Source organism: Bradyrhizobium erythrophlei (genome assembly GCF_900129505.1).
In the GTDB taxonomy this organism is placed as follows: Bacteria; Pseudomonadota; Alphaproteobacteria; order Rhizobiales; family Xanthobacteraceae; genus Bradyrhizobium; species Bradyrhizobium erythrophlei_D.
This window is the reverse complement of sequence record NZ_LT670818.1, coordinates 1,500,006-1,520,059: the sequence shown is the minus strand read 5'-3', so window position 1 is coordinate 1,520,059 and position 20,054 is coordinate 1,500,006. Positions and strand designations below refer to the sequence as shown.

The 20,054-nt window shown below is 59.4% G+C and carries 16 protein-coding genes and 3 pseudogenes; 10 read left to right on the top strand and 9 right to left on the bottom strand.

The window, feature by feature from the left end; translation table 11 throughout:
* Positions 1-229 precede the first annotated feature (229 nt).
* Entirely contained in the window at positions 230-448 is a 219-nt protein-coding gene (locus B5525_RS07105; RefSeq protein WP_079565367.1) for a hypothetical protein, read from the top strand.
* 1,334 nt (positions 449-1,782) lie between these two features.
* Here the strand turns inward: B5525_RS07105 and B5525_RS07100 are convergent.
* Positions 1,783-2,301 (bottom strand): pyridoxamine 5'-phosphate oxidase family protein, encoded by a 519-nt coding sequence (locus B5525_RS07100; RefSeq protein ID WP_079565366.1) that lies wholly within the window; start codon positions 2,299-2,301, stop codon positions 1,783-1,785.
* A 204-nt stretch (positions 2,302-2,505) separates the two neighbouring features.
* Here B5525_RS07100 and B5525_RS07095 point away from each other — a divergent pair, with 204 nt between their 5' ends.
* The 4 genes and pseudogenes from B5525_RS07095 to B5525_RS07075 all read left to right on the top strand — a co-directional run bounded on the left by B5525_RS07095 (position 2,506) and on the right by B5525_RS07075 (position 5,132).
* Positions 2,506-3,333 (top strand): SHOCT domain-containing protein, encoded by an 828-nt coding sequence (locus tag B5525_RS07095; RefSeq protein WP_079565365.1) that lies wholly within the window; start codon positions 2,506-2,508, stop codon positions 3,331-3,333.
* 252 nt (positions 3,334-3,585) lie between these two features.
* Positions 3,586-4,499: pseudogene (locus B5525_RS07090) on the top strand (IS630 family transposase).
* A gap of 109 nt (positions 4,500-4,608) precedes the next feature.
* A complete protein-coding gene (locus B5525_RS47740; protein WP_154073117.1) occupies positions 4,609-4,935 on the top strand; it encodes a transposase in 327 nt (108 codons plus the stop codon).
* Complete coding sequence (locus B5525_RS07075; RefSeq protein ID WP_079565362.1) at positions 4,932-5,132, top strand: hypothetical protein; 201 nt, start codon at positions 4,932-4,934, stop codon at positions 5,130-5,132. Before B5525_RS47740 ends, B5525_RS07075 begins: the two co-directional genes overlap by 4 nt.
* Here the strand turns inward: B5525_RS07075 and B5525_RS07070 are convergent.
* The 5 genes and pseudogenes from B5525_RS07070 to B5525_RS07050 form a co-directional block, all read right to left on the bottom strand.
* A pseudogene (locus tag B5525_RS07070) lies at positions 5,060-5,212 on the bottom strand (DUF444 family protein); the annotation flags it as partial. The gene B5525_RS07075 and the pseudogene B5525_RS07070 sit on opposite strands and share 73 nt — an antisense overlap.
* Positions 5,213-5,239: 27 nt before the next feature.
* A complete protein-coding gene (locus B5525_RS07065) occupies positions 5,240-7,183 on the bottom strand; it encodes a PrkA family serine protein kinase (RefSeq protein WP_079565361.1) in 1,944 nt (647 codons plus the stop codon).
* Between the two features lie 180 nt (positions 7,184-7,363).
* Positions 7,364-8,038, bottom strand: coding sequence for a thiaminase II (gene tenA / locus B5525_RS07060; protein WP_079565360.1), 675 nt, complete (start codon positions 8,036-8,038; stop codon positions 7,364-7,366).
* Between the two features lie 90 nt (positions 8,039-8,128).
* Entirely contained in the window at positions 8,129-8,464 is a 336-nt protein-coding gene (fdxA, locus tag B5525_RS07055; protein ID WP_079565359.1) for a ferredoxin FdxA, read from the bottom strand.
* Positions 8,465-8,502: 38 nt separating this feature from the next.
* Entirely contained in the window at positions 8,503-9,105 is a 603-nt protein-coding gene (locus B5525_RS07050; protein WP_079565358.1) for a MarR family winged helix-turn-helix transcriptional regulator, read from the bottom strand.
* Between the two features lie 96 nt (positions 9,106-9,201).
* On the opposite strand from B5525_RS07050, the gene rpoH reads away from it, so the two are divergent.
* Together rpoH and B5525_RS07040 are read left to right on the top strand one after the other, a co-directional pair.
* On the top strand, positions 9,202-10,101 hold the full coding sequence (gene rpoH / locus B5525_RS07045; RefSeq protein ID WP_079573042.1) for an RNA polymerase sigma factor RpoH: 900 nt from the start codon (positions 9,202-9,204) through the stop codon (positions 10,099-10,101).
* A gap of 179 nt (positions 10,102-10,280) precedes the next feature.
* Positions 10,281-10,517 (top strand): zinc-finger domain-containing protein, encoded by a 237-nt coding sequence (locus tag B5525_RS07040; protein ID WP_079565357.1) that lies wholly within the window; start codon positions 10,281-10,283, stop codon positions 10,515-10,517.
* 8 nt (positions 10,518-10,525) lie between these two features.
* Here the strand turns inward: B5525_RS07040 and B5525_RS07035 are convergent, their stop codons facing one another.
* The gene (locus B5525_RS07035) at positions 10,526-10,687 is read right to left on the bottom strand and encodes a hypothetical protein (protein WP_154073116.1); all 162 of its coding nucleotides are present in this window, start codon (positions 10,685-10,687) and stop codon (positions 10,526-10,528) included.
* A 639-nt stretch (positions 10,688-11,326) separates the two neighbouring features.
* Here B5525_RS07035 and B5525_RS46110 point away from each other — a divergent pair.
* Both B5525_RS46110 and B5525_RS47735 read left to right on the top strand, forming a co-directional pair.
* A pseudogene (locus tag B5525_RS46110) lies at positions 11,327-11,715 on the top strand (hypothetical protein).
* 361 nt (positions 11,716-12,076) lie between these two features.
* The gene (locus B5525_RS47735; protein ID WP_425305292.1) at positions 12,077-12,643 is read left to right on the top strand and encodes a septal ring lytic transglycosylase RlpA family protein; all 567 of its coding nucleotides are present in this window, start codon (positions 12,077-12,079) and stop codon (positions 12,641-12,643) included.
* Positions 12,644-13,380: 737 nt separating this feature from the next.
* Here B5525_RS47735 and B5525_RS07015 read toward each other — a convergent pair.
* Positions 13,381-16,584: an ABC transporter substrate-binding protein gene (locus B5525_RS07015; protein WP_079565353.1), complete on the bottom strand. Its 3,204-nt coding sequence runs from the start codon at positions 16,582-16,584 to the stop codon at positions 13,381-13,383.
* 292 nt (positions 16,585-16,876) lie between these two features.
* A complete protein-coding gene (locus B5525_RS07010; protein ID WP_079565352.1) occupies positions 16,877-18,094 on the bottom strand; it encodes an adenylate/guanylate cyclase domain-containing protein in 1,218 nt (405 codons plus the stop codon).
* Positions 18,095-18,367: 273 nt separating this feature from the next.
* Here B5525_RS07010 and B5525_RS07005 point away from each other — a divergent pair, with 273 nt between their 5' ends.
* Positions 18,368-19,822 carry an IS1182 family transposase gene (locus tag B5525_RS07005; RefSeq protein WP_079573040.1) on the top strand — a complete coding sequence of 485 codons (1,455 nt, stop codon included), beginning with the start codon at positions 18,368-18,370 and terminating at the stop codon, positions 19,820-19,822.
* Positions 19,823-20,054: the final 232 nt, after the last annotated feature.

The window sequence follows — 20,054 nt, the reverse complement described above, 5'->3', positions numbered from 1 at the left end:
AAGGAGTCCGGAGTTCAAACAAGAAATCGCTGCCGCTATTGGGCTTAATTGCACACAAACTCACGCGGAGAATATGCGGCTTCGGTTATGGTGGCGGAGGGAGAGGAACTGGGATCGAACCTTCTCCGCGTAAGTTGGCGTAGTGGATGGTAATCCAGCACACCCCCTCTAACCCCTCGGACCCCACGTACAACAAGAAGACTGAACCGACGATGAAGATGCGGGGCCGATGCACATCGTTGCTTCCGCGACGCAACCGGAGGAAGCGGGCCTTCCGCCCCCAGATGTGTCATGGTTGGCGCAAATCGAGCAACTTGTCGGCGACCTGGCAATGGCCGTCGAGCGCGGCGATGTCAGAGCGGACAGGGTATTCAAGGGACGCATCCGGGCCGTGGCAGATCGATTGCTGACCTTAATCAGCAATGATGATCCCGGGGCGCTCAATTGAGAAGCCACAGCTACAGTCCACACGACGACAGAGGGGCGGCTCGCAACGGCCGCCCTTTTTTGAAAAACGCCGCCGCCAGTTCACAATGGGACAGCAACACTGGCTTGAAGAGCATCGCCGCCAGCCACACATGATAAGGCAGGCTTGGGCTACGTTCGACACCGCTCGACGCAGCACACCTTCCGTGCAAACGCAACGCAACGGCACGAGCCGTCGAGGGAAACCTTGGCGGCTTTTGCGTGAGTGGGGCTAGGATGGTGACGCAGCGGACGACCACGCTAAAGGAGCCGGAGGACTGATCATGTTCGGAACAGAGCCATGGGGCTACGGCGGATATGGACAATTTCACATGGTCATCTGGATCATTCTCGCCATTGTCGTGGCCGGGGTCGTCTGGCGCCTGCGATCAGGTTCTTCATGATGCGTGCTGGCAGTCCCCCTGACCGTTGCGCGGAGATGCCTCACCTTGCCTTTCGCCATCAGCCCAGCGGCCTTTTGCTTGGCCATCATTTGCCCTAGACAGCGCGCTGCGCGTCTTCAGACTGTTTTGCGCACCGCCTCGGCTAGCATCTCGCGCAGCTCAGCCTTGGCCCTCGGGGGTTAGCGTGTCGATTTCCATTGGTCAGGATGACGAGGCGTGAATTAAACCCCCGCCAAGGCACTGCCTGCATGATTGCTTTTGCGCGCATAACGGACTCAAGTCGGACATCGCGCCATGTCCGCTTTGTGCCCGATAGTGTGAAAAAGTCTTTTTAGGGTGGCGACTGAAATTTTCTAGAACCACTGATGCGTTTCGCGCGTGACGATATGAGGGACCACATCGTTTCACGCAAAAACGACCGTGGACCTTCGTAGCGCCACTACAGGGCCTTGCGGCGGTAAGAATGTCCAAGAATCAACTTTCGCGAGATTTTCGGAGCATCTCGATTTTCGACTTTTGCAACACTATCTGCCCAACAACGGAAGTCGGCAGTACGAATGCAAACGGTGGCGGCCAGCCCCTCTATAGAAACGAGCCTTGGAGAGTGGATGTCCGGGATTCTCTCGAAGGTACGGATTCTCCCGGACGCATTTGCGGGATCGCTGGATCGGCCAACCACGGCATACTCGCTTCAATGTCATGCGAAACGGGCTCATTCGTAACCGCGATCTGCGCGCCGAGAAAGCGCGCTCCAGATCCAAAAGATCGTTCGGGATCTTCCGGATCGAAAAGATCAGCGAAGAAGGGATTTGCGGGATCGTCAAGGACGAACGTCGCCGGCAACAAGTCGATCGGAATGTCTGAATCGCCGGCGACGATTTAATATGTTTTCGGACGGACGACTAAGAGGTCGTCAGCCTTGGACCAGGCGCCAAGGCTGCCCTTGACCACGCTCCAATATGGCGCCGCGCGTCCCGAACGGCTCCGGCGTCACGCCGCGCACCCAGAGCTCGATGCGGTCGGCTTCGAGCTGAACGAAGATGGAGGTCTCATCATCAGCGCCGGCGGGAAAGAATTGGTTCCAGGCGGGCTGCCAGCGAGCTCGCAGCAGCGCCCGGTCGGCGATGATGACACCGCGCCCGATCAGGGTGACATAGCAGTCATCGGCGTCATGTTGATAGACCACGCTCAGCCGGCCGGTGCGGCCGATCTCCAGCGCCTTGCGGGAACCGCGGCGGGTGAGGAATAAAATGCCGAAGGGATCTTCGCTCGCCAGTGATTTTTGCGGACCCATGGGCCGCGCGTTGACGCTGCCGTCCTCGGCGACCGTCATCGCCCAGCAATAGCGCGCCTTTTCCATGGTCGCCGCTGCCGCCGCCAGCAGCCGTTTGACCGACGCAGATCCAGCCTCCATCGCCGCCGTGCTCGTCATGCCGCACCTCCAGTGAATGAGGAAGGCACTCTGACACGTGGCGCGCGGCTTCGTCTACACGACGTGCTCCGGGGCCCATGTCTCAGTTGGGTCAAACTGCCACATGGCGCAAAGACCGCGTCATGTCCGTTCTTGCACTGCCAACGGACTCGGTTTCTACTATGCGCGGCTGGTCATATCTTCCCGCCCCTAAGGAACAACGCCTTGCCCCGCCTAACCGACCAAGGCTTGCAGAAAATAAGCGATCTGGCTCAGCATTACGGAGTCAGTGCCGATGCGGTGATGACATTGTTGCAGGCCCTCCTGAACAGCAAAGGCATGATGGCGCAGTTTGACCATCGCGAACTGGGTGGTGCCGGGCAGTGGATGCCGGGTGGCATGACGATGGTCGGCGACATGTTCAATCACGGCCTCAAGGCGAAGGTCGACGGCTTGTGTTCCGAGCTGTCACAAATCTTGGCTTTGCAACCCTTCGTGTCATTCCCCGCCGGTTTTCAGTCACAGTCACAGAGGCAGGGTGGCGGCCAGCAGGAGGGCGGCCACGACGTCTTAGATACAGGTTCGGTCAGCCTATTCGTACCAGAGACACCCGGCCGAGCGTCGGGTGAATGGTGGCCAGCGGAACTAGGGTTCCCCAACGGGACTGGCGCGCAGAACCAAGTCCGCTATGCCTATTTCAACCAAAAGCGTCGATTAGCAGTAGAGCTGAATGGACACGTGACCGTCTACGACACGCTAGATCACCAGATCAGCGGCGTCTCTCAGCGGCAGGGGCGCGGCGGCTCGCTTACCCTTACCAGCCAGCATGGGACAGTTATTGTCTCAACTCTGCCGGTCGCCTCGGTGGACGGCGTGCAAACCAAGGCTCCGGAACCACCGGTGGCGCCTGCCAGCGAGCCGTATCGGCCCGACAGTGCCCAGGAAACGGACCTCTTCGCCAAAATCGAGCGGCTGGCCGAATTGCACAAGAAAGGCATTCTCACGTCGGAAGAATTCGCAGCAAAGAAGGCGGAGCTTCTCTCCCGGTTGTAGCGACTGCCCTGACCACTCATTATCGGACATGCCTGCAATGGGTCTTGGTTACGTGATAACGCGCTAACGCAGTCCGCGACCGTCCACGACCCGGTTAATGTAATCTGACACCGCCGATTTGCGCAATTTTTTCCTGTTGGACGATCAGGACGGCCTCTTATACCAACGGCCCCAAACACTGACTCATTTTTAGGATTCCCAAATCAGGGAAACTCTGACTCGATGCTGGCTCTTGAGAGAGGAGCGGCATCGATGGGAGCGGCGGTATCGATCACCCGGCTTGATCTGACGGCTTCGGAGCTTCGCAAGGCGGCGAGCGGGGAGAAGGACGGTGCGGTGTCACGGCGGATGCTGGCACTTGCGCTGGTGCTCGACGGTTTGGACCGCAAGATGGCGGCCGAAACCTGCGGCATGAATCGTCAGACCTTGCGGGACTGGGTGCATCGTTACAACGCCGAGGGACTGGCCGGGCTACGCAATCTCAAATCGCCAGGCCCCGGATCGAAGCTCACGGCGCGGCAGCAGGCCGAATTGGCCGAGCTTGTCGAGGCCGGCCCCGATCCGGCGCGGCACGGAGTGGTGCGTTGGCGGCGGATCGATCTGCGCGACGAATTGCAGCGGCGCTTCGGTGTCGCGCTCCACGAGCGTTCGGTCGGGAAGGTTCTGGCCAAGCTCGGTTACCGCAGGCTGTCGGTAAGGCCCCGCCACCCGCAGGCCAACGAAGAAGCCCAAGAGGCGTTTAAAAAAACTTCGCCGCCACAGTCACGGCGCAGCTCCCCGCCTGTCCGCAACGTCGCGTCGCCGCAGGCCTGGTCATGCCGGCGGCGAACGCCGAGACCATGTCGCTGCATCTCATCGCCATCGGCCGCATGGTCGCCACAGGTAGCCACGCCGCCCTCGTCCTCGACGGCGCGGGCTATCACATCGCTGCCGCACTCACCATCCCCGACAACGTCACCCTCGTGCACTTGCCGGCCTACGCCCCTGAACTCAATCCAATCGAAAACGTCTGGGAATATCTGCGCGGCAACAAACTCGCGATCACCGTCTTCGACGACTACGACGACATCGTCGATAAAGCCTGCGCAGCATGGAACTTCTTCGCAGACGATCCAAAGCGCATCGCTTCCATCACCACTCGATCATGGGCAACGGTCAATCCTTAGGGCCGTTGGTATTAGTCATCGTGGGGAATGCGGGGCAAAGTCTTACTCGATACCGGCACGCAATGGGGTCGCTATCGCTGTCAGCAACGCCCTTGTACCCACGATATTCATGAACGCGCGTCAGATTGTAGGCGAGCACGCTGAGCGCCATCTCGCTCGCGACCTTCGGCAGTGTCTTCATCAGGAAGTGCGCAGCACCCATCCGCATCTTGAGCGTGCCGAAGGGATGCTCAAACACCAGATCCTTGAGGAGGCTGTGCAGGCGGGTGCGAACCTCTCGGAGGTGGCGCGCCGCTACGGGATAGCGGCGCGTGTTCTATTCCGGTGGAAGCAAGAACTGACGCCGTCGGCCGCGCCGGTGTTCGTCGCGGTGCAGATTACTGACGCGAACACGCCTTCTGATGCAGCACTGGGCAATGAGGAGCGTGCGCCATGACGCTGCTTCCTCCAGGCGTCAAGGTGCACCTGGCCTTCGGCTATATGTGGATCGAACGGGGCGGTCCTCCTGTCGTGGCGCACACAGAACTGGAAGGCTTCGGGAGCAAGTTGGTGCACCGGAGTATGCTGACCTCGCCGCCTTCCAGCACATCCTTGATGTCGCGGTCCTGCGAGGACTTCTTGACCACGCCCTGAACCAGCGCCTTGGCACGGCGCAAGAACCGCTGGCGGTTCTCGAGGCTCTTGCTGCCTGGATTCAGGCGCCGATCAACGATGTGTGCATGGCCACTTTTGCATCCGCCTCAGCCGGCTTGCTTCACACGCATGTACCATTCGACGAGCCGGCGAACCTGACGCTCGGTATAGCCGCGCCCCACCATCCGCTCGACAAACTCGCCGTGCTTCTTTTCGGTATCGCCGTCCTTTTTCAAGCCAAACGAGATAACGGGAAGAAGGTCTTTGACCTGCGAAAATATCCGCTTTTCGATGACTTCGCGAATCTTTTCATAGCTGGTCCAGGACGGGTTCTTGCCGGCATTCTGCGCCCGCGACCGCAGCGAAAACTTGACCACCTCGTTGCGGAAATCCTTCGGGCTGGCGATGCCCGCGGGCTTCTCGATCTTGGTCAGTTCCTGGTTGAGAAGCTCCCGATTGAGCATCTGGCCGGTATCGGGGTCCTTGAAGTCCTGATCCTCGATCCAGGCATCGGCATAATCCACGTAGCGATTGAACAGGTTTTGACCGTAATCCGAATAGGATTCCAGATAGGCTTTCTGGATCTCGTGGCCAATGAATTCGGCGTAGCGCGGCACGAGTTCGGCCTTGATGAATTCGAGGTAGCGCTTTTCGACTTCCTCCGAAAGCTGCTCGCGCCGGATCGCATGCTCGAGCACATACATCAAATGGACGGGATCGGCGCCCAGCTCCGAGGTGTCGTGATTGTAGGTCGCAGCCAGAACCTTGAAGGCAAAGCGCGTTGAGGCGCCGTCCATGCCTTCGTCGACGCCAGCGGCATCCTTATATTCCTGGACGCTGCGGGCCTTGGGATCGGACTCTTTGAGGCTTTCCCCATCATAGACCCGCATCTTCGCAAAGGTCGTCGAGTTCTCGTGCTTGCGCAGACGCGACATCACCGAGAATCGCGCGAGCGTCTCGAGCGTTGCCGGCGCGCACGGCGCGGCAGCGAGCTCGGATCCCGAAATGAGCTTCTCGTAGATCTTCTGCTCTTCGGTCACCCGCAGGCAGTACGGCACCTTGATGACGCAGATGCGGTCGATGAAGGCTTCGTTGTTCTTGTTGGACTTGAAGCTTTGCCATTCGGATTCGTTCGAATGCGCGAGAATAATGCCGGTAAAGGGGATTGCCCCGATATTTTCGGTGCCGATGTAGTTGCCTTCCTGAGTCGCCGTCAAAAGCGGGTGCAGCATCTTGATCGGGGCCTTGAACATCTCGACGAACTCGAGAATGCCCTGGTTGGCGCGATTGAGACCGCCGGAGTAGCTGTAGGCATCGGGATCGTTCTGGGCGAAGGTCTCCAGCTTGCGAATGTCGACCTTGCCGACCAGCGAGGAGATGTCCTGATTGTTCTCATCGCCAGGTTCGGTTTTCGCAATCGCGATCTGCCGCAGGCGCGAGGGCTGGATCTTGGCGACGCGGAAGCGCGAAATGTCGCCGCCGAAGGCCTCGAGCCGCTTGTAGCACCACGGACTCATCGGACCGTTGAGGCGGCGGCGCGGAATGCCGTACTTCTCCTCGATCATCGGTCCGAGTTGCTCCGGATCGAACAGACCGAGCGGACTCTCGAACACCGGACTGAGTTCGTCGCCGGCCTTCAGCACGTGGATGGGATGGACTTCCATCAACGATTTCAGCCGCTCTGCCAGCGACGATTTTCCACCGCCCACGGGGCCGAGGAGATAGAGAATCTGCTTGCGCTCTTCCAGACCCTGGGCGGCGTGCCGGAAGAAGCCGGCGATCCGCTCGATGGTTTCTTCCATGCCATAGAATCCAGCGAAGGCCGGATAGGCGCGCATGGTCCGGTTCAAAAAAATACGGCCAAGGCGGGCGTCCTTGGCCGTATCAATCATTTGAGGCTCACCGATCGCGGCTAACAGCCGCTCGGCCGCATTGGCATATCGCATCGGATCGCCCCGACACGATTCCAGATATTCCGCCATCGACATATCGCTTTCGTTTCGGGCCTCGTAGGACCGAGCGAACGCATTGAACAGAGAATCGTTGTACATGATCCTTCTCCTCATATGGTTTGCTGCTCTGCTGGAACGTGTTCTCTTTGAACTTCTGAATTATGTCCGCGGGTGTCGGTTGTGCCGGTGACGGTGCAACACTGTACTCCGTTTCGAGGCTTTCGCCGTTGCGGTTGATAGTGATGCTGTAACCCATCCGACACGGTAAGCAGTCAGTGACTATTCAACACGTTGGCCCGCACGCCAGCCCATTTCCCAGAAGTCGGCCTCGAGCCGGGTGGCTTCCTTGAAGATCACAATCAGCTCTGCCTCGCGGGCCGGCGTGACGTAGAGATCGGCGAGACCCTCCAGGTGCGCCCGCGCTTTCGCCGCGACCCCCTGATATGGTGCACCGGCATACTCGGCGATCCAAACGCGATATGGGTTCGTTGCAGCGTGCGCATCGGGTCGCGAGGCGAGCCGCGTCGCGATCTCCGCGTAGCCGATCACGCAGGGGGCAAGCGCCACCTTGAGTGCCAGCAGATCGCCGCGCATTCCCGCGTCGAGCACGTAGCGTGTATAGGCCAGCATCTCGACCGCCGGAGGGGTTTGTTCAAGATCGCTGGGCGACAGGCCCCAGCCGGCGCAGAGCTTCACATGCAGGTTCATCTCGATGTCGAGGATGGCCGAGAGGCCGGCTGCCGCTTCGCGCATGTCAGCGAGCTTGGGCGACTTGTAGACGGAGAGCGCGTAGGCGCGAGCAAACTCGGTGAGGAACAGGTAGTCCTGAACGAGGTAGTGACGAAACGCCGCTTCGGCGAGCGAACCGTCTGCCAACCCGTTCGTGAAGGGATGCTCGGTGTAGGCCCGCCACTCGGCGGATGCTTCTGTCTTTAGACGCTCGAAGAAGCTCATGATCTTTCGCCGGGTTTGCTTCGCAATGAGTGGCTTTGGCTCGCTACCAATAGCACGTCGCAAACCGGGAGGACGTTGACCTTGTCCGCCTCAATCACCCGCGCCGGGATTTGGCGAGAAGTATTGGAACTTGTCCGGCTTCCCCTCCCACTCCTTCGAGTCGGGCGGGGGCGCTTTTTTGACCATAATATTTGGCCAGGTTTTCGCGTATTCCGCATTCAGCGACAGCCATTTCTCAAGCCCCGGCTCGGTGTCAGGCTTGATCGCGTCGACCGGGCATTCCGGCACGCAGACCCCGCAATCGATGCATTCCTCCGGATGGATGACGAGCATGTTCTCGCCCTCGTAGAAGCAGTCCACAGGGCACACGTCGACGCAGTCCATGATTTTGCAGCGAATACAGCTCTCGTTGACGACGAAGGTCAATTAAGCGTCCTTTCGGCAGATTGCAGTGGTGAACTCATTCATGGTGTCCGTCCGTCCTCGCGGTGCTCGTTTATTGGTTGAAAATGGACGCACAGAAGACCTACGTCCTCTGGCTGAATCGGAACACCGAGGAGCAGGCATTCAGCGGCCGAGGGGCCCATGCTCGGGAGGTTGCCGCGCATCTCTCTGCCGAAGTACGTGCAGTCCTGGCAAACACCGAAGCGCCGGTGCGCTCCACTCGTAGCTAAAGTGGACAACACTTGGTGCAGCGCGCGACGCATCGCGGTTCGCGCTGTCGCGTCGAGCGAATCCACGGCCCGGACCAGAACCTCGAACGGATCGCGTGCAAGCGCTTTTTTGCCTTTGCTCGTCAGTCGCAGACTTACGCTTCGCCCATCCGTCTTGAATGGCTGTCGGACCAAGTACCCACCCGCTTCAAGCGCCTTAATGGCTTGTGTTGCGGTGCCGCGGGTTGTCGCTTGAAATTCCGCGAAGGCCGACGGGGTCCGCGAGAACGGGTTGGCACGGGCGAAGAAGCGGAGCGCCATCCATTGGGCCGGGCTGAGTTCGCCGTCATAGCCCTCAGCTTGTACGAGCCGTCCCGCCTGCAGCAGGAGCTCTGCCGTTTCGCGCGCTGACATGATTGCCTCTTTCACATATAATAGCGTTTCGAAATTAACTTGACAACCGATCTGATGAAGATAATTTCGTTTCGAAACTAGTTGGAGGGCTTGATCATGGCCCGCAACGCAGCCCTGCCGATCCTTACGGCCGAACCCGACCTCACCCACTATCTTGAGGAAATCCGGCGGTTCCCGATGTTGGAGCGCCAGGAAGAATACTTGCTAGCCAAGCGCTGGCGCGAGCGCGGCGATCGCGACGCGGCGCACAAGCTCGTCACCAGCCATCTGCGGCTCGTGACCAAGATCGCCAGGGACTATCGCGGCTACGGCCTGGCGATCTCGGAGGCGATCTCCGAGGGCAATGTCGGCCTGATGCAGGCGGTCGAGCGCTTCGAGCCGGAAAAGGGCTTCCGGTTCGCCACCTACGCCGTGTGGTGGATCAAGGCGGCGATCAAGGAATACATCCTGCGCTCGCGGTCGCTGGTGAAGATGGGCACCACGGCCAACCAGAAGAAGGTGTTCTTCAACCTCCGCAAGACTCAGAGCAAACTCGCCATCCTCGACGATGGCGATATGCGGCTGGACCAGGTGAAGATCATCGCCCGGCGGATCGGCGTCACCGAAACGGACGTGATTTACATGAACCGGCGACTCAGCGGCGATGCCTCGCTCAACGCCGCGATCCGCGAGGACGGCGATTCCGGCGAGTGGCAAGACCGGCTGGTGGACGAATCCCCGGACCAGGAGACGACGCTCGCCGCGAGCGAGGAGTTCGATAACCGCCGCAAGACGCTGTCCGATGCGCTCACCGTGCTCAACAAGCGCGAGCGGCGCATCTTCGAGACGCGCCGGCTCGCTGAGGAACAGATCACGCTCGTGGAGTTGGCCGAGGAATTCGGCCTCTCGCGCGAGCGCGTACGCCAGATCGAGGTGGGCGCCTTCGCGAAGGTGCAGAATGCAGTGAAGCACCGCGTCGCGGCGATGGCGACCCCGGCGCCTCTGCAGGTTCGTTAGCTTCCAACCCTCTCCCGTGGTGGGAGAAATTGACGATGGACGTGTCGCTCTGGGTACGTTTCACGGCAACCGAACGACGCGAGGGGGCGCCGCTCACCGGGTGCTGATCGAGCCCTCGCTCGACGATCCATGCACGGCACTTTGCATCATCGATCGGGCGCCTAAGCCGCGCGCTGCAGATGGAAAGTTATCCGAAGTTTCATAATGAAGTGGGGGTGCCGATCGTGCGCATTGGCTGCCGCGAGTTCAAGTGCATTGGGGATAAGCCACCGCAAGATGACCCACACATCTACCTCAAGATAGGCGATGCCAGTGAGATCGTCTGCCCCTACTGCTCCACGCTATTCCGCTTCGATCCGAGCTTGGGCGCAAACGAAGCGGATCCGGCAGATTGCGCTTACGGTGAGCCTCTTTAGCAAACACCTTAGCTCTTTCTGGGCGGCGGTTCGTTCGCTACTTCCTCTGCCAGTAGCTTTAAAAGCTTCTCCTGCCGCGCGTCAGCTTTCGCTGCCGCCCCTTCCGATGCAGCCACGAGACTGCGATAGAGCCTTAGGTTTTGCTGGCGAATGAAAAATTGATGTTCCATAGCTACTTCCTCTGCGGGCATGGACCGAAGGGCATCGTGCGCCTAACCATGGGAAGTGTCGAAGAAGGTGGATTGGGAGCCGGAAGAACTCTGCTAGACAAAACTGCCCGTCGAAGCGAGCAATTCGTTTCCATCAGCGTTGCGGATCTCTTTGTTGGCCGCCGCCCCGCTGGCCGTCCTGGTTTGGATTTTGCGTCTGTTGGCCAGGCGTCCGACTCGGGTTCTGGCCGGACTTAGCGGACTAATCGCCCTGTCGATTCTGTTGACCATACTTGTTGGGATCATTCTGTTTGTCATCACGTCTCCTTAATGGTGGGGAACATATGACAACCGAGCATACGGTGGTTCGTTCCGGCAGATCAAAAAGAAAGCCGTTCCATTCAAATGTGGCTGACTACTTGCTAATTTATCGCGACCTTTGCCTTCAGTTACCCCCTCGTGCTGAGCGACAACTCCAACATAGGCATATGCGCTTTTACCGTTTTGCACCCGGAGCGCGTTTTAATGCCTTTGCGATTTTCTTGGCGCCGGCTTTTGCTTTGCTAGAGACTTTAGTTGACCGATATTCGTTGCAGTCCAAGGCGAGGACTTCGTTTTTCCTTAGCCAACCCAGCATCGCCGCGTTCACCTCTCGCGCCTATCGCCAAGAAAGCTCGCACGAAGGCCGAGGCGGATTTTGCCACTTGGCTCATGATGGCCAAGCTCGGTGGTTTCGATGACCTTCCGTCAAACGCACAGAGCTTTCTGACTAACTATCGAACCCGACTCGAGACGATGAGCGAGGCAGAGTCCACGGCCCTGGCCGTTCGCGAGGTCTACAGCGCTTATTACAGCGAGATCGGAGGCGTGGGCGCGGCGCCGGAACCAAAGGTTCGCACACCAACGGCAGAGGGCAAAGTCGTGCGGTTCCAGAGACAGCCTAAACCTCAGCCCGGTCTATCGGCTGCGCGCCATTCTCCATCCCGGCACTGCTGATTTTCGCGAGCATGGTGGCTCTGATTGTCGCATATAGATTTCTAACGCAGTAACACGCGGCCCGCGGATTGTGTGCGGGCACGAAGTGCTGCTCACAGCAACCGCGCGGAACCTGGGGCGGCTCGCCAACCTTCTCCGCCGTGCCCCGCCACCTCTAGCAGCGGCCCCGCCTCGAATGACCTCCGCATCTACAAAAACGCGATGCCCGCGACGTCCGCATTTCCCTTGATAGCGACCAAATAGCGGACATCGCTGCACTTCGCATTTGTGCCATGAGCGGAAATCGATTTCGCTATATCGGCCTACAGTTCTAGTTTCTTGCTGCGGTGCTCCTAAACATCATAGTTCGGAACTCTTGGTACTTATTCACCTTTTCCGGCACGGGAATTTCTCCATGTGCAGGAACACAGCCGCATGACTTTGCATTGTCCATTTGCTTCTCCATTTGTTTGTGAGGCGATCATGCGTCTTTTTTCAAGAATAGTCGCGATTGCGACAGTCCCAGCTTGGATGGGGATACATGTGGACCCTGTTGCAGCACAGACCTTCAATGAGAGATGGTCCATCATTCCGAAGGCACACGCAGAGCCGGCTCCCGAGGTACCCGGCCAAACTAAGCAGGATCCGCACACGCAACCTCAGCTCGGAGGAGAGCCGACACGTGGTTCGGAAGATCGCTCAGCCCCTCGATCATTCAACCGAGTTTTTTCCGGAAAGGCCTCATACTATTCGTATAGGACAGGAAAAACAGCGAGCGGTTCCTCGTTCGATCGGAATTTGCCAACCGCGGCCCACCGCAGCCTGCCGTTCGGCACGAGAGTTCGCGTCACCGATCTAGCGACCAGCCAGTCGGTAGTAGTTCGCATCACCGACCGCGGACCGAGGGTTCGCGGCCGCGTCCTCGACCTTTCGCTCGGCGCTGCGCGCAGCCTAGCGATTACGGATCGTGGCGTGGCCCAGGTTCGCGCTGAGGTGCTTTAGCTTGTGTCATGCTAAATTCCACAAGACACAAAGAATCTGGAGATGAGCCGCGGGCGCGTCATCAAAGATACCCAAGAGCGGACCTCCGAGTAACCCGAGCGGGGGCCGACCGCAATTCGGCAATTGAGATATCCGTCACGGCTGCCGAAGCACGGACCTTGACCTTAAGAATAGCGGCTTGGATGCCGCCAAGCGTTTCAGTAAACCCACCGAGCGCAAACGCCTCCGTGCCATAGCGCACACCTCCGGACTTGTCGGCGCACATGGCGGATGGTGGTCCTGGCGACGCAGACACCACCAACTCGTGTCCTGAATGGGCCGCAGCCGAAGGCAACTTGCGTGATCATGCCGTCCGGCTCGTGAACCGGCGCAATTGTCATTGCCTGTGCTGAGGTTGTGATGGCTAAGGCGAACGCAGCAAAACCGATCAATCTGATCATTAGCTTTCTCCCATGTTTGCGATTACTTGCGGAGGTGCTTCACGCGTCCACTTTGAGGCACATAAAAAGTTGCATATGCGAAGTGCGTTCAATCTATCACACAATGCCACGTCCGATGAGGGTCAAGCTCAGACCTCGGGGCCTATCCGAGCTAGGTCCGTTCCTTCCCCAACAACAGACATGAGGCGACTGCGGCAGCATGTCCGTTTCGTGCCATTAACGGAAGTGGAAGACTCAATTTGATCATGGCCGAACTCCAACGCCGTTCATCGTGACGAAAGCTGTTTGGAACCGCGTTTAGGATTTGCGTGTTGGATGTCCCGCGCGCTTCCGAGGCGGTATGGGGAGATCGCCCGCCCGGCATTCCTTCAGCATGAACTTGGTCACGGGATCATCAGGAAACTCGTCCAGGATGGCGCGATAGGCGCGCCCTGCCGTCGCAAAATCGCCGGCCTCGAACAGCTGCGAGGCTTGCCAGGTCATCGCGCAGAGCTGCTCGTCCCGACCGCGGACCCTTAGCTCCGGATCGTCCCTGGCGTGCAAGGCAAGCAATTCATAGATCATGAACTCGGTCTTGCGGCCTTTCACCTGAACCCGCTTCAACGGCCGCGCTAATATCTCGGGCCGCACCTGTTCGTAGATGCTGTCGCTGATGCAAATCGTGGTGCCAAACTGCTTGTTGATGCCTTCAAGGCGAGCGGCGACATTCACGCCATCTCCCAAGGCGGTGTAGCTGAGCCGGGTCGAAGAGCCGACATTGCCGACCAGGACGTCGGCGCAATTGAGCCCGATCCTGATGCGGATACGCGGCCGCCCTTCCGCTTCCCAGGTATCGTTCACTAGTTCCATGCGCCGTGCCGCCCGCAACGCGCCGGCGCAGGCGCGCAATACGTGGTCGGGACACCGAACCGGGGCATTCCAGAACGCCATGACGCCGTCGCCGATGAACTTATCGACGGTCCCGCCTTCTTCCAAGATCGCGGCGGATACCTGCTCGAGGTAGGTCGAGATCTGCATCAGCAGATCGTTCGGCGCCAGGGTTTCGGAATGCGTGGAAAAATTTTCCAGGTCGGAAAAGAACACGGTGAGGAATCGCGGCTCGACGCCGAGCGTCAGCGGAATGCCCGACTTGATGAGTTGGCGGACCACGTCGAGGGGAACGAAGGAGGAGAAGGATTTCAGCGAGGTGCGAAGCAGTGAAGCCGCGGATTCCAGTCTCGCGATCTCGCGAATATTCGATGGCCGCGCCGCCGGCGCGTCGAATTGCAGGCCTTCGATCGCCTGCAATTGCTCCGCTACGTGTTCGACGGGCCGCGACAGCCGGGTGGACGCGAAATAGATGAAGAGCAGCTCGATCATGGTGAGGATGACGATGACCACCATGATCAACCGATTGGTCGCCTTCAGCGTCCCCACGAAATCGTCGATTGGCGTCAGTGTGATCACTTGCCAGGGTTGGCCGAAGCCATCCGGGAAATTGGCGAAGGCCGCGATCAGATCCTCCCCGTTTGCAGGGGACCGGAACACGAGACTGTCGGTGTCGGCACCGGCGTGTTGGCGAGAGGCCTCGCGTACATCCGGATCGTCGATGTCGGCCAGCGTCGCGATCTTGATCTTGCCATTCTCGACGCGCACGCCCTTTTTCTCGTTCGGAAAGGCGATGATCTTGCCGTTGTTACGGTCGGCGATCAGAGTGGTGCTGTGCGCGCTGGCGCGGCGTTTGTCGAGAAAGCGCGACAGCACGTCCATGGTGATGTTGACCGATGCGCAGCCGATGAAATCGACCCCATGGAAGATTGGAACACGTAGAAAGAGAATGGGGAAGCCGGTGTCGGGATTGATCGCAGGCTCGGTCACCGCGAGCGTCCGCGTCGTCTTGGCCGTCTGATAACCGGACAAAGTCCTGATGTCCATGTCGGTGCCGACATCGTATGCGCCGACCTGGTGGGGCCAGATGTCAAAAAATTTGCGATGCCGGACCCGCGAGAGCGCAAAGGTGATCGCATCGATGTAGCTGGCGTGCCAGTTCGCCGCCGCCGGAATACGGGGGTCGCTACGTCTGCGGTCCTCGTCAATGCGGGTGACGACCCGATGATAGCCATCCTCGAAGCTGACATAGACGGCGTCGATATGCGCAGCCGAGGTTAGCGCGCGGTACAAGAGATCATTGCTTTGCTCGGTGCGGAAATAGCCGGGATCCGCGGCAGCTACCTCGGCGAGAAAGCGCAGCGGGGTTTCAGTGCTGTCGATCAAGTTCTCGGTGCGTTCGACGCCGGCCCGGCTGGTCTGCGCGACCGCATCGTTCAGGATCGACACCATGCCAGCCGAGTTCTTGTTGTAATTGTAGATCAGGATGAAAATGAGAATGGGAATGCTAAGGCCGATGAACAGCAACGACATGACCAAACTCAGCCTTGGGCGCCCCATCCTGACGGCCGGCGTAAGCGCTCCCAACCGGGCCAATGCCCCCTGGAGGAAGCGGCGGCTTCGGTACCCGACCAGCGCCGCAATCGCCAATCCGACTGGCACAAGCAATAGCGGGATCAGCCAGCGCTCTTCGATATCGTCTTCTCTGTTCCACATCAGACCCGCGGGCAACGTGTCGTCAGCGAGCAGCCCGAGTTTGCGATAGGTCGTGGCGATTTTTCGCCAGTGCTCAGCGTCCTGTTGACCAATATGGCCGGCTCTTCGCCGCACCAGCAGATCCGTGTGGGCTGCTTCGAACAGCAAGGCCTCGCGGCTCTTTTTTGCCGGATAGGTCTTAAGGATCAGATCGACCGTCGCCTCTTTGTGGGCCAGCGCATAGGCCCAGCCTTTCAGACTCGCTGTCCTGAACGCCGCCACACGTTCCGGGTAGGCTTTTACCTCCGCTTCGGAGGTGCACAGATTGTCGCCGTAAACATCGACTCCGTATGCGGCGGGCGAGAAGGTGCGGAACGCGGCGCCGAGCTGTTCAAGGACGAACGGCTCGCTGGTGTTGTAGGCGACCATCGCGTCGGCCTTGCCGGCCAGGAGATCGCGCGGGTCGCCCCGGTGGTCGACGCGAGGCAGTGTCGCATAATCCACCCCTTCGTGCTTCAGCATCGCGGCGATTTCATCGCTGCCCGGCGCGTCCATCAATGTGCGGCCGCGCAACTCCGAGACGCCTCTGATGTCGGCCCGGCGCGGCACCAGAATGATGGCCGGGGATTGCTGGAAGATGACGGCCAGCACGACCAGGTGGCGGCCTATTACCCATTCGCGCAGAACGCTGGAGCTGCAGACGCCGAAATCCGCTTTGCCGCCGGAAACCGCCTCGTCAACATCGATATCGGGACCGCCCTCTCGGATAGTGACGTCAAAACCAGCATCGCGGTAGAATCCCTGCTCAAGCGCCGCGTAATAGCCCGCGAATTGAAATTGGTGCTTCCATTTGAGCTGCATCGAAACCTGATCGAGCGCAGCCGCCGGATGGGGAGCCAGCAGGATTAAGCCAGCGGCTATGATTAGCCATCTCAACATAGGAAAGCTCCGGCCCCCTGGGGTTAGGCTCGCGCGATTCCTGCGTTAGAAACGAAATTGTACGTCTGGGTGCTTGGCCGTTTTGACCTAGGTCAATATCGCCACCGCTAATAGTTTGGCGCGGTGGTGCATTTTTGTGGAACTCCAATGTCTCAGTTGGGTCAATCGCGTCGTTCTGGCGGTGCGCCGCTCACTTCCGGTCTTCCCCGATCAGCGGACATTCCAAGGGTCAGTCGGCATGTCTCAAAGGTGCCAAAAGCAGGAGTTTACCACCAACAGTCCGTACAGCGTGCTACGCGCCATCCGTCCACGTGGGCGCAGCAGGCACCTCGCCGCCTTGGCACAACCCGTACAAGGACTTATGCTGACGGAAGCCGCGCAATTCGAAATGGCCGATTTCAAAGACCGGTGCCGCAACTTCTGCGGCAAAAGCACCAGTCATGAGCAGTGGCCGGCCAACATCCTTGCAGAGGAGTTCCAGCCGGCTGAGGATGTTGATGTCGCGCCCGACGGCGGTGAAGTCGAGGCGATTGCCAGAGCCAATATTGCCGTATGCGGCATCACCATAGTGCAGAGCAATATCGATGGAAATATGCTGCTGAACCTCGGGCGGTGAAGCCTGGAGCGCAGCCAGCGTTGTCTGCGCTGCAACCAGGGCCGACTCACAGGCCAGCGCCGGATCATCGCCGGTGACTGGAAAGATCGCGATGACCGCATCACCGATATACTTCAGGATGTCACCTCCGCTGCCGATGACGCCAGGGACGACCAGATCGAAGAAGGCATTTAGGAGTTCAATGATTCTTTGCTCCGGAAGCTCATCTGTCAGTCGGCTGAAACCACGCAAGTCGGCGAGCAGCATTGCCGCCTTGATGTGGTGGACGTTGCCGCGCTGGACGGCGCCCGCCATAATCCGCGCGCACGGATCTCGACCTACATAGGTGGCAAGAAGTTCACCATAGATCCGCCGGCCCGCCGTCACTTCGAGAACTGGCGCAAAGGTCGGCACTAGATAGCGAAAGAGTTCAACGTCCGCTTCCCTAAACCCGCTGGGAGCGTCGCTTCCCCACGATATCGCGTTAACGATCCGATTCGAAAAGATAAGTGGCGCCATCACGTAATGGGTAATGCCTTGCGCCCGCAGCGTTGCGAGGATCGGGAAGCGCCGGTCGGTGGCTTCGCTAAGGACAGTATCAAGCCACTGTCCGGTTTCGATAACGTACTGAAGGGGGCTATTCTGGTAATCCGACGTAGACTCGATACCGTGTCGCGACGTTCGGAACTCGGTACTCTGTCCACGGCGCCAGATACGCGATATTCCCCGGAATTCTGGATGCAGCGTACGGACATGCACTGTGGCGCGGGCTATCGGCGCCCCGAGCACGGTGAGCTTCTCGCAGAGCATCTCAAGAAGCCCAGCGGTATCGGGCGCAAAACGTCCGTCCTCGCTTAGCCAGCGCAGAAGCTCGGCCTTGCGATCAGCAAGTGAGAAATCGAGATCCTTGGTCACATTTCACCCGAAGTTTCCCAGGGCACATCCGCAACGATAAGTTCCTGTAGCGCGCTCGCAGCTCGGCTGGAAATTTCGTGCTGGCAGTGTCATGCCGGGCCGTCGCTTCATCGAGCCACCTTTCAGCCCGAGGAGAGCAATTTAGCACGGCCTGATGGCAGAGTGGCGGCCTCTTAGGTCACAGCAAATGGGGTGCTCGACTTCCGACTTGGGCCCAGACTGTGTGAAAACCTGACCGATGCTATGATTCCCTTGCTGAATCGCGGGGGGATGATGAAGGGTTTCGTTCAAGGGGCGGATCGCCAGCAGACGACACTGTTACCGGAATGCCTTGATGATTGGGTGGACGAGAGCAATCCTGTTCGCGCGGTCGATGTGTTCGTCGATGCGCTGGAACTGCGCGAGCTGGGGTTCGATGGCGTCAACCCGGCGGCGACCGGCCGGCCCGCGTATCATCCTTCGGCGATGCTCAAGCTTTATATCTATGGCTATCTCAACCGGGTCCAATCGAGCCGGCGGCTGGAGCGTGAGGCTGGCCGCAATCTGGAAGTGATGTGGCTGACGGGACGGCTCGTTCCGGATCACAAAACCATCGCCGATTTCCGCAAAGACAACGGCCCCGCCATCAAGAAGGTCTGCGCGCAATTCGTTGCCTTGTGCCGCAAGATGGGTCTGCTGGCGAAAGCGAGCGTTGCGATCGACGGCAGCAAGTTCAAGGCGGTTAACTCGCGCGACAACAACTTCACGAAGGGAAAGATGGAGCGGCGTCTGGCGCAGATCGAGGAGAGCGTTGCGCGCTATCTGAGCCAACTTGACACAGCCGATCGCCAGACAGCTGCCAGTGAGGTGCCGTCGGAGGAGCTTGTGGCCAGGACCACGCGGCTCAAGGAGAAGCTGATCAAGCTCGAAGAGGAGGTCAAGCGCCTCAAAGCGATTGAGAAGGAGATGCTTGCCGCGCCCGATCAGCAGGTCTCCTTCACCGATCCTGATTCCCGCTCGATGGCGACCAGCGGGCGCGGCTCTGGGATGGTCGGCTATAACGTACAAGCGGCCGTCGATACGAAGAACCATCTGATCGTCGCGCATGAGGTGACCAACGTCGGCACCGACAAGTCGCATCTTGCGAACATGGCCAACCAAGCGAAGGCGGCATTGGAGGCAGAAAACCTCGAAGCCTTCGCCGATCGCGGCTACTTCAAAGGCGAGGAGATCCTCGCATGCGAAGAGGCTGGCATCACGGTCACGCTGCCAAAACCGCAGACATCGGGGGCAAAGTCCGAAGGCCGCTTCGGCAAGCAGGATTTCCGCTATGTGGCCGAAGAGGACATTTACGTTTGTCCAGCCGGTGAGACGCTCATCCACCGCTTCGCGAACGAGGAAAATGGATTGGTCCTGCACCGCTATTGGAGTAACACGTGCCGGACCTGCGCGCTGAAGGCTCAGTGCACGAAGGGACCGCAACGCCGCATCACGCGTTGGGAACACGAGCACGTTGTCGATGCTGTGCAGGCCCGCCTGGACAAGAATCCGGACGCGATGCGTACTCGCCGCGAGACAGTCGAGCATCCGTTCGGCACGCTGAAGATGCGGATGGGGGCGACGCACTTTTTGATGAAGACGCTGCCCAAAGTGGCGACTGAGATGGCGCTGCACGTGCTCGCCTACAACCTCACGCGCGTGATGAACATCGTCGGTATCAAACCGTTCCTCGCAGCGATCCGGGCTTGAAGAGCGTGTCATGGTGCGCGCCGTGAGACCGCTAAGGTCGCTCAGCACCGCCCGAGGCTGCGCCCGGATTGACTCCAGACTCGATACAGCAAAAATAGGCTCAGCCGGTCGCGTCGAGGTCCGTCACGCCCGGTTGCTTGCAGTTATTGGGGTACGAAAAACGTTTCCACACGGCCTGGGTCAAAAGGCGAAATACTCGCTGCGAGCAAATGACGTCCGCTTTGGACAACCG

Bases quoted from the DNA above. Each gene is read 5' to 3' on its own strand.
- B5525_RS07105 (WP_079565367.1), top strand. From the start codon at position 230: ATGCACATCGTTGCTTCCGCGACGCAACCGGAGGAAGCGGGCCTTCCG.
- B5525_RS07100 (WP_079565366.1), bottom strand. From the start codon at position 2,301: ATGACGAGCACGGCGGCGATGGAGGCTGGATCTGCGTCGGTCAAACGG.
- B5525_RS47740 (WP_154073117.1), top strand. From the start codon at position 4,609: ATGAACGCGCGTCAGATTGTAGGCGAGCACGCTGAGCGCCATCTCGCT.
- B5525_RS07075 (WP_079565362.1), top strand. From the start codon at position 4,932: ATGACGCTGCTTCCTCCAGGCGTCAAGGTGCACCTGGCCTTCGGCTAT.
- B5525_RS07065 (WP_079565361.1), bottom strand. From the start codon at position 7,183: ATGTACAACGATTCTCTGTTCAATGCGTTCGCTCGGTCCTACGAGGCC.
- tenA (WP_079565360.1), bottom strand. From the start codon at position 8,038: ATGAGCTTCTTCGAGCGTCTAAAGACAGAAGCATCCGCCGAGTGGCGG.
- B5525_RS07050 (WP_079565358.1), bottom strand. From the start codon at position 9,105: ATGTCAGCGCGCGAAACGGCAGAGCTCCTGCTGCAGGCGGGACGGCTC.
- rpoH (WP_079573042.1), top strand. From the start codon at position 9,202: ATGGCCCGCAACGCAGCCCTGCCGATCCTTACGGCCGAACCCGACCTC.
- B5525_RS07040 (WP_079565357.1), top strand. From the start codon at position 10,281: ATGGAAAGTTATCCGAAGTTTCATAATGAAGTGGGGGTGCCGATCGTG.
- B5525_RS07035 (WP_154073116.1), bottom strand. From the start codon at position 10,687: ATGGAACATCAATTTTTCATTCGCCAGCAAAACCTAAGGCTCTATCGC.
- B5525_RS47735 (WP_425305292.1), top strand. From the start codon at position 12,077: ATGACTTTGCATTGTCCATTTGCTTCTCCATTTGTTTGTGAGGCGATC.
- B5525_RS07015 (WP_079565353.1), bottom strand. From the start codon at position 16,584: ATGTTGAGATGGCTAATCATAGCCGCTGGCTTAATCCTGCTGGCTCCC.
- B5525_RS07005 (WP_079573040.1), top strand. From the start codon at position 18,368: ATGAAGGGTTTCGTTCAAGGGGCGGATCGCCAGCAGACGACACTGTTA.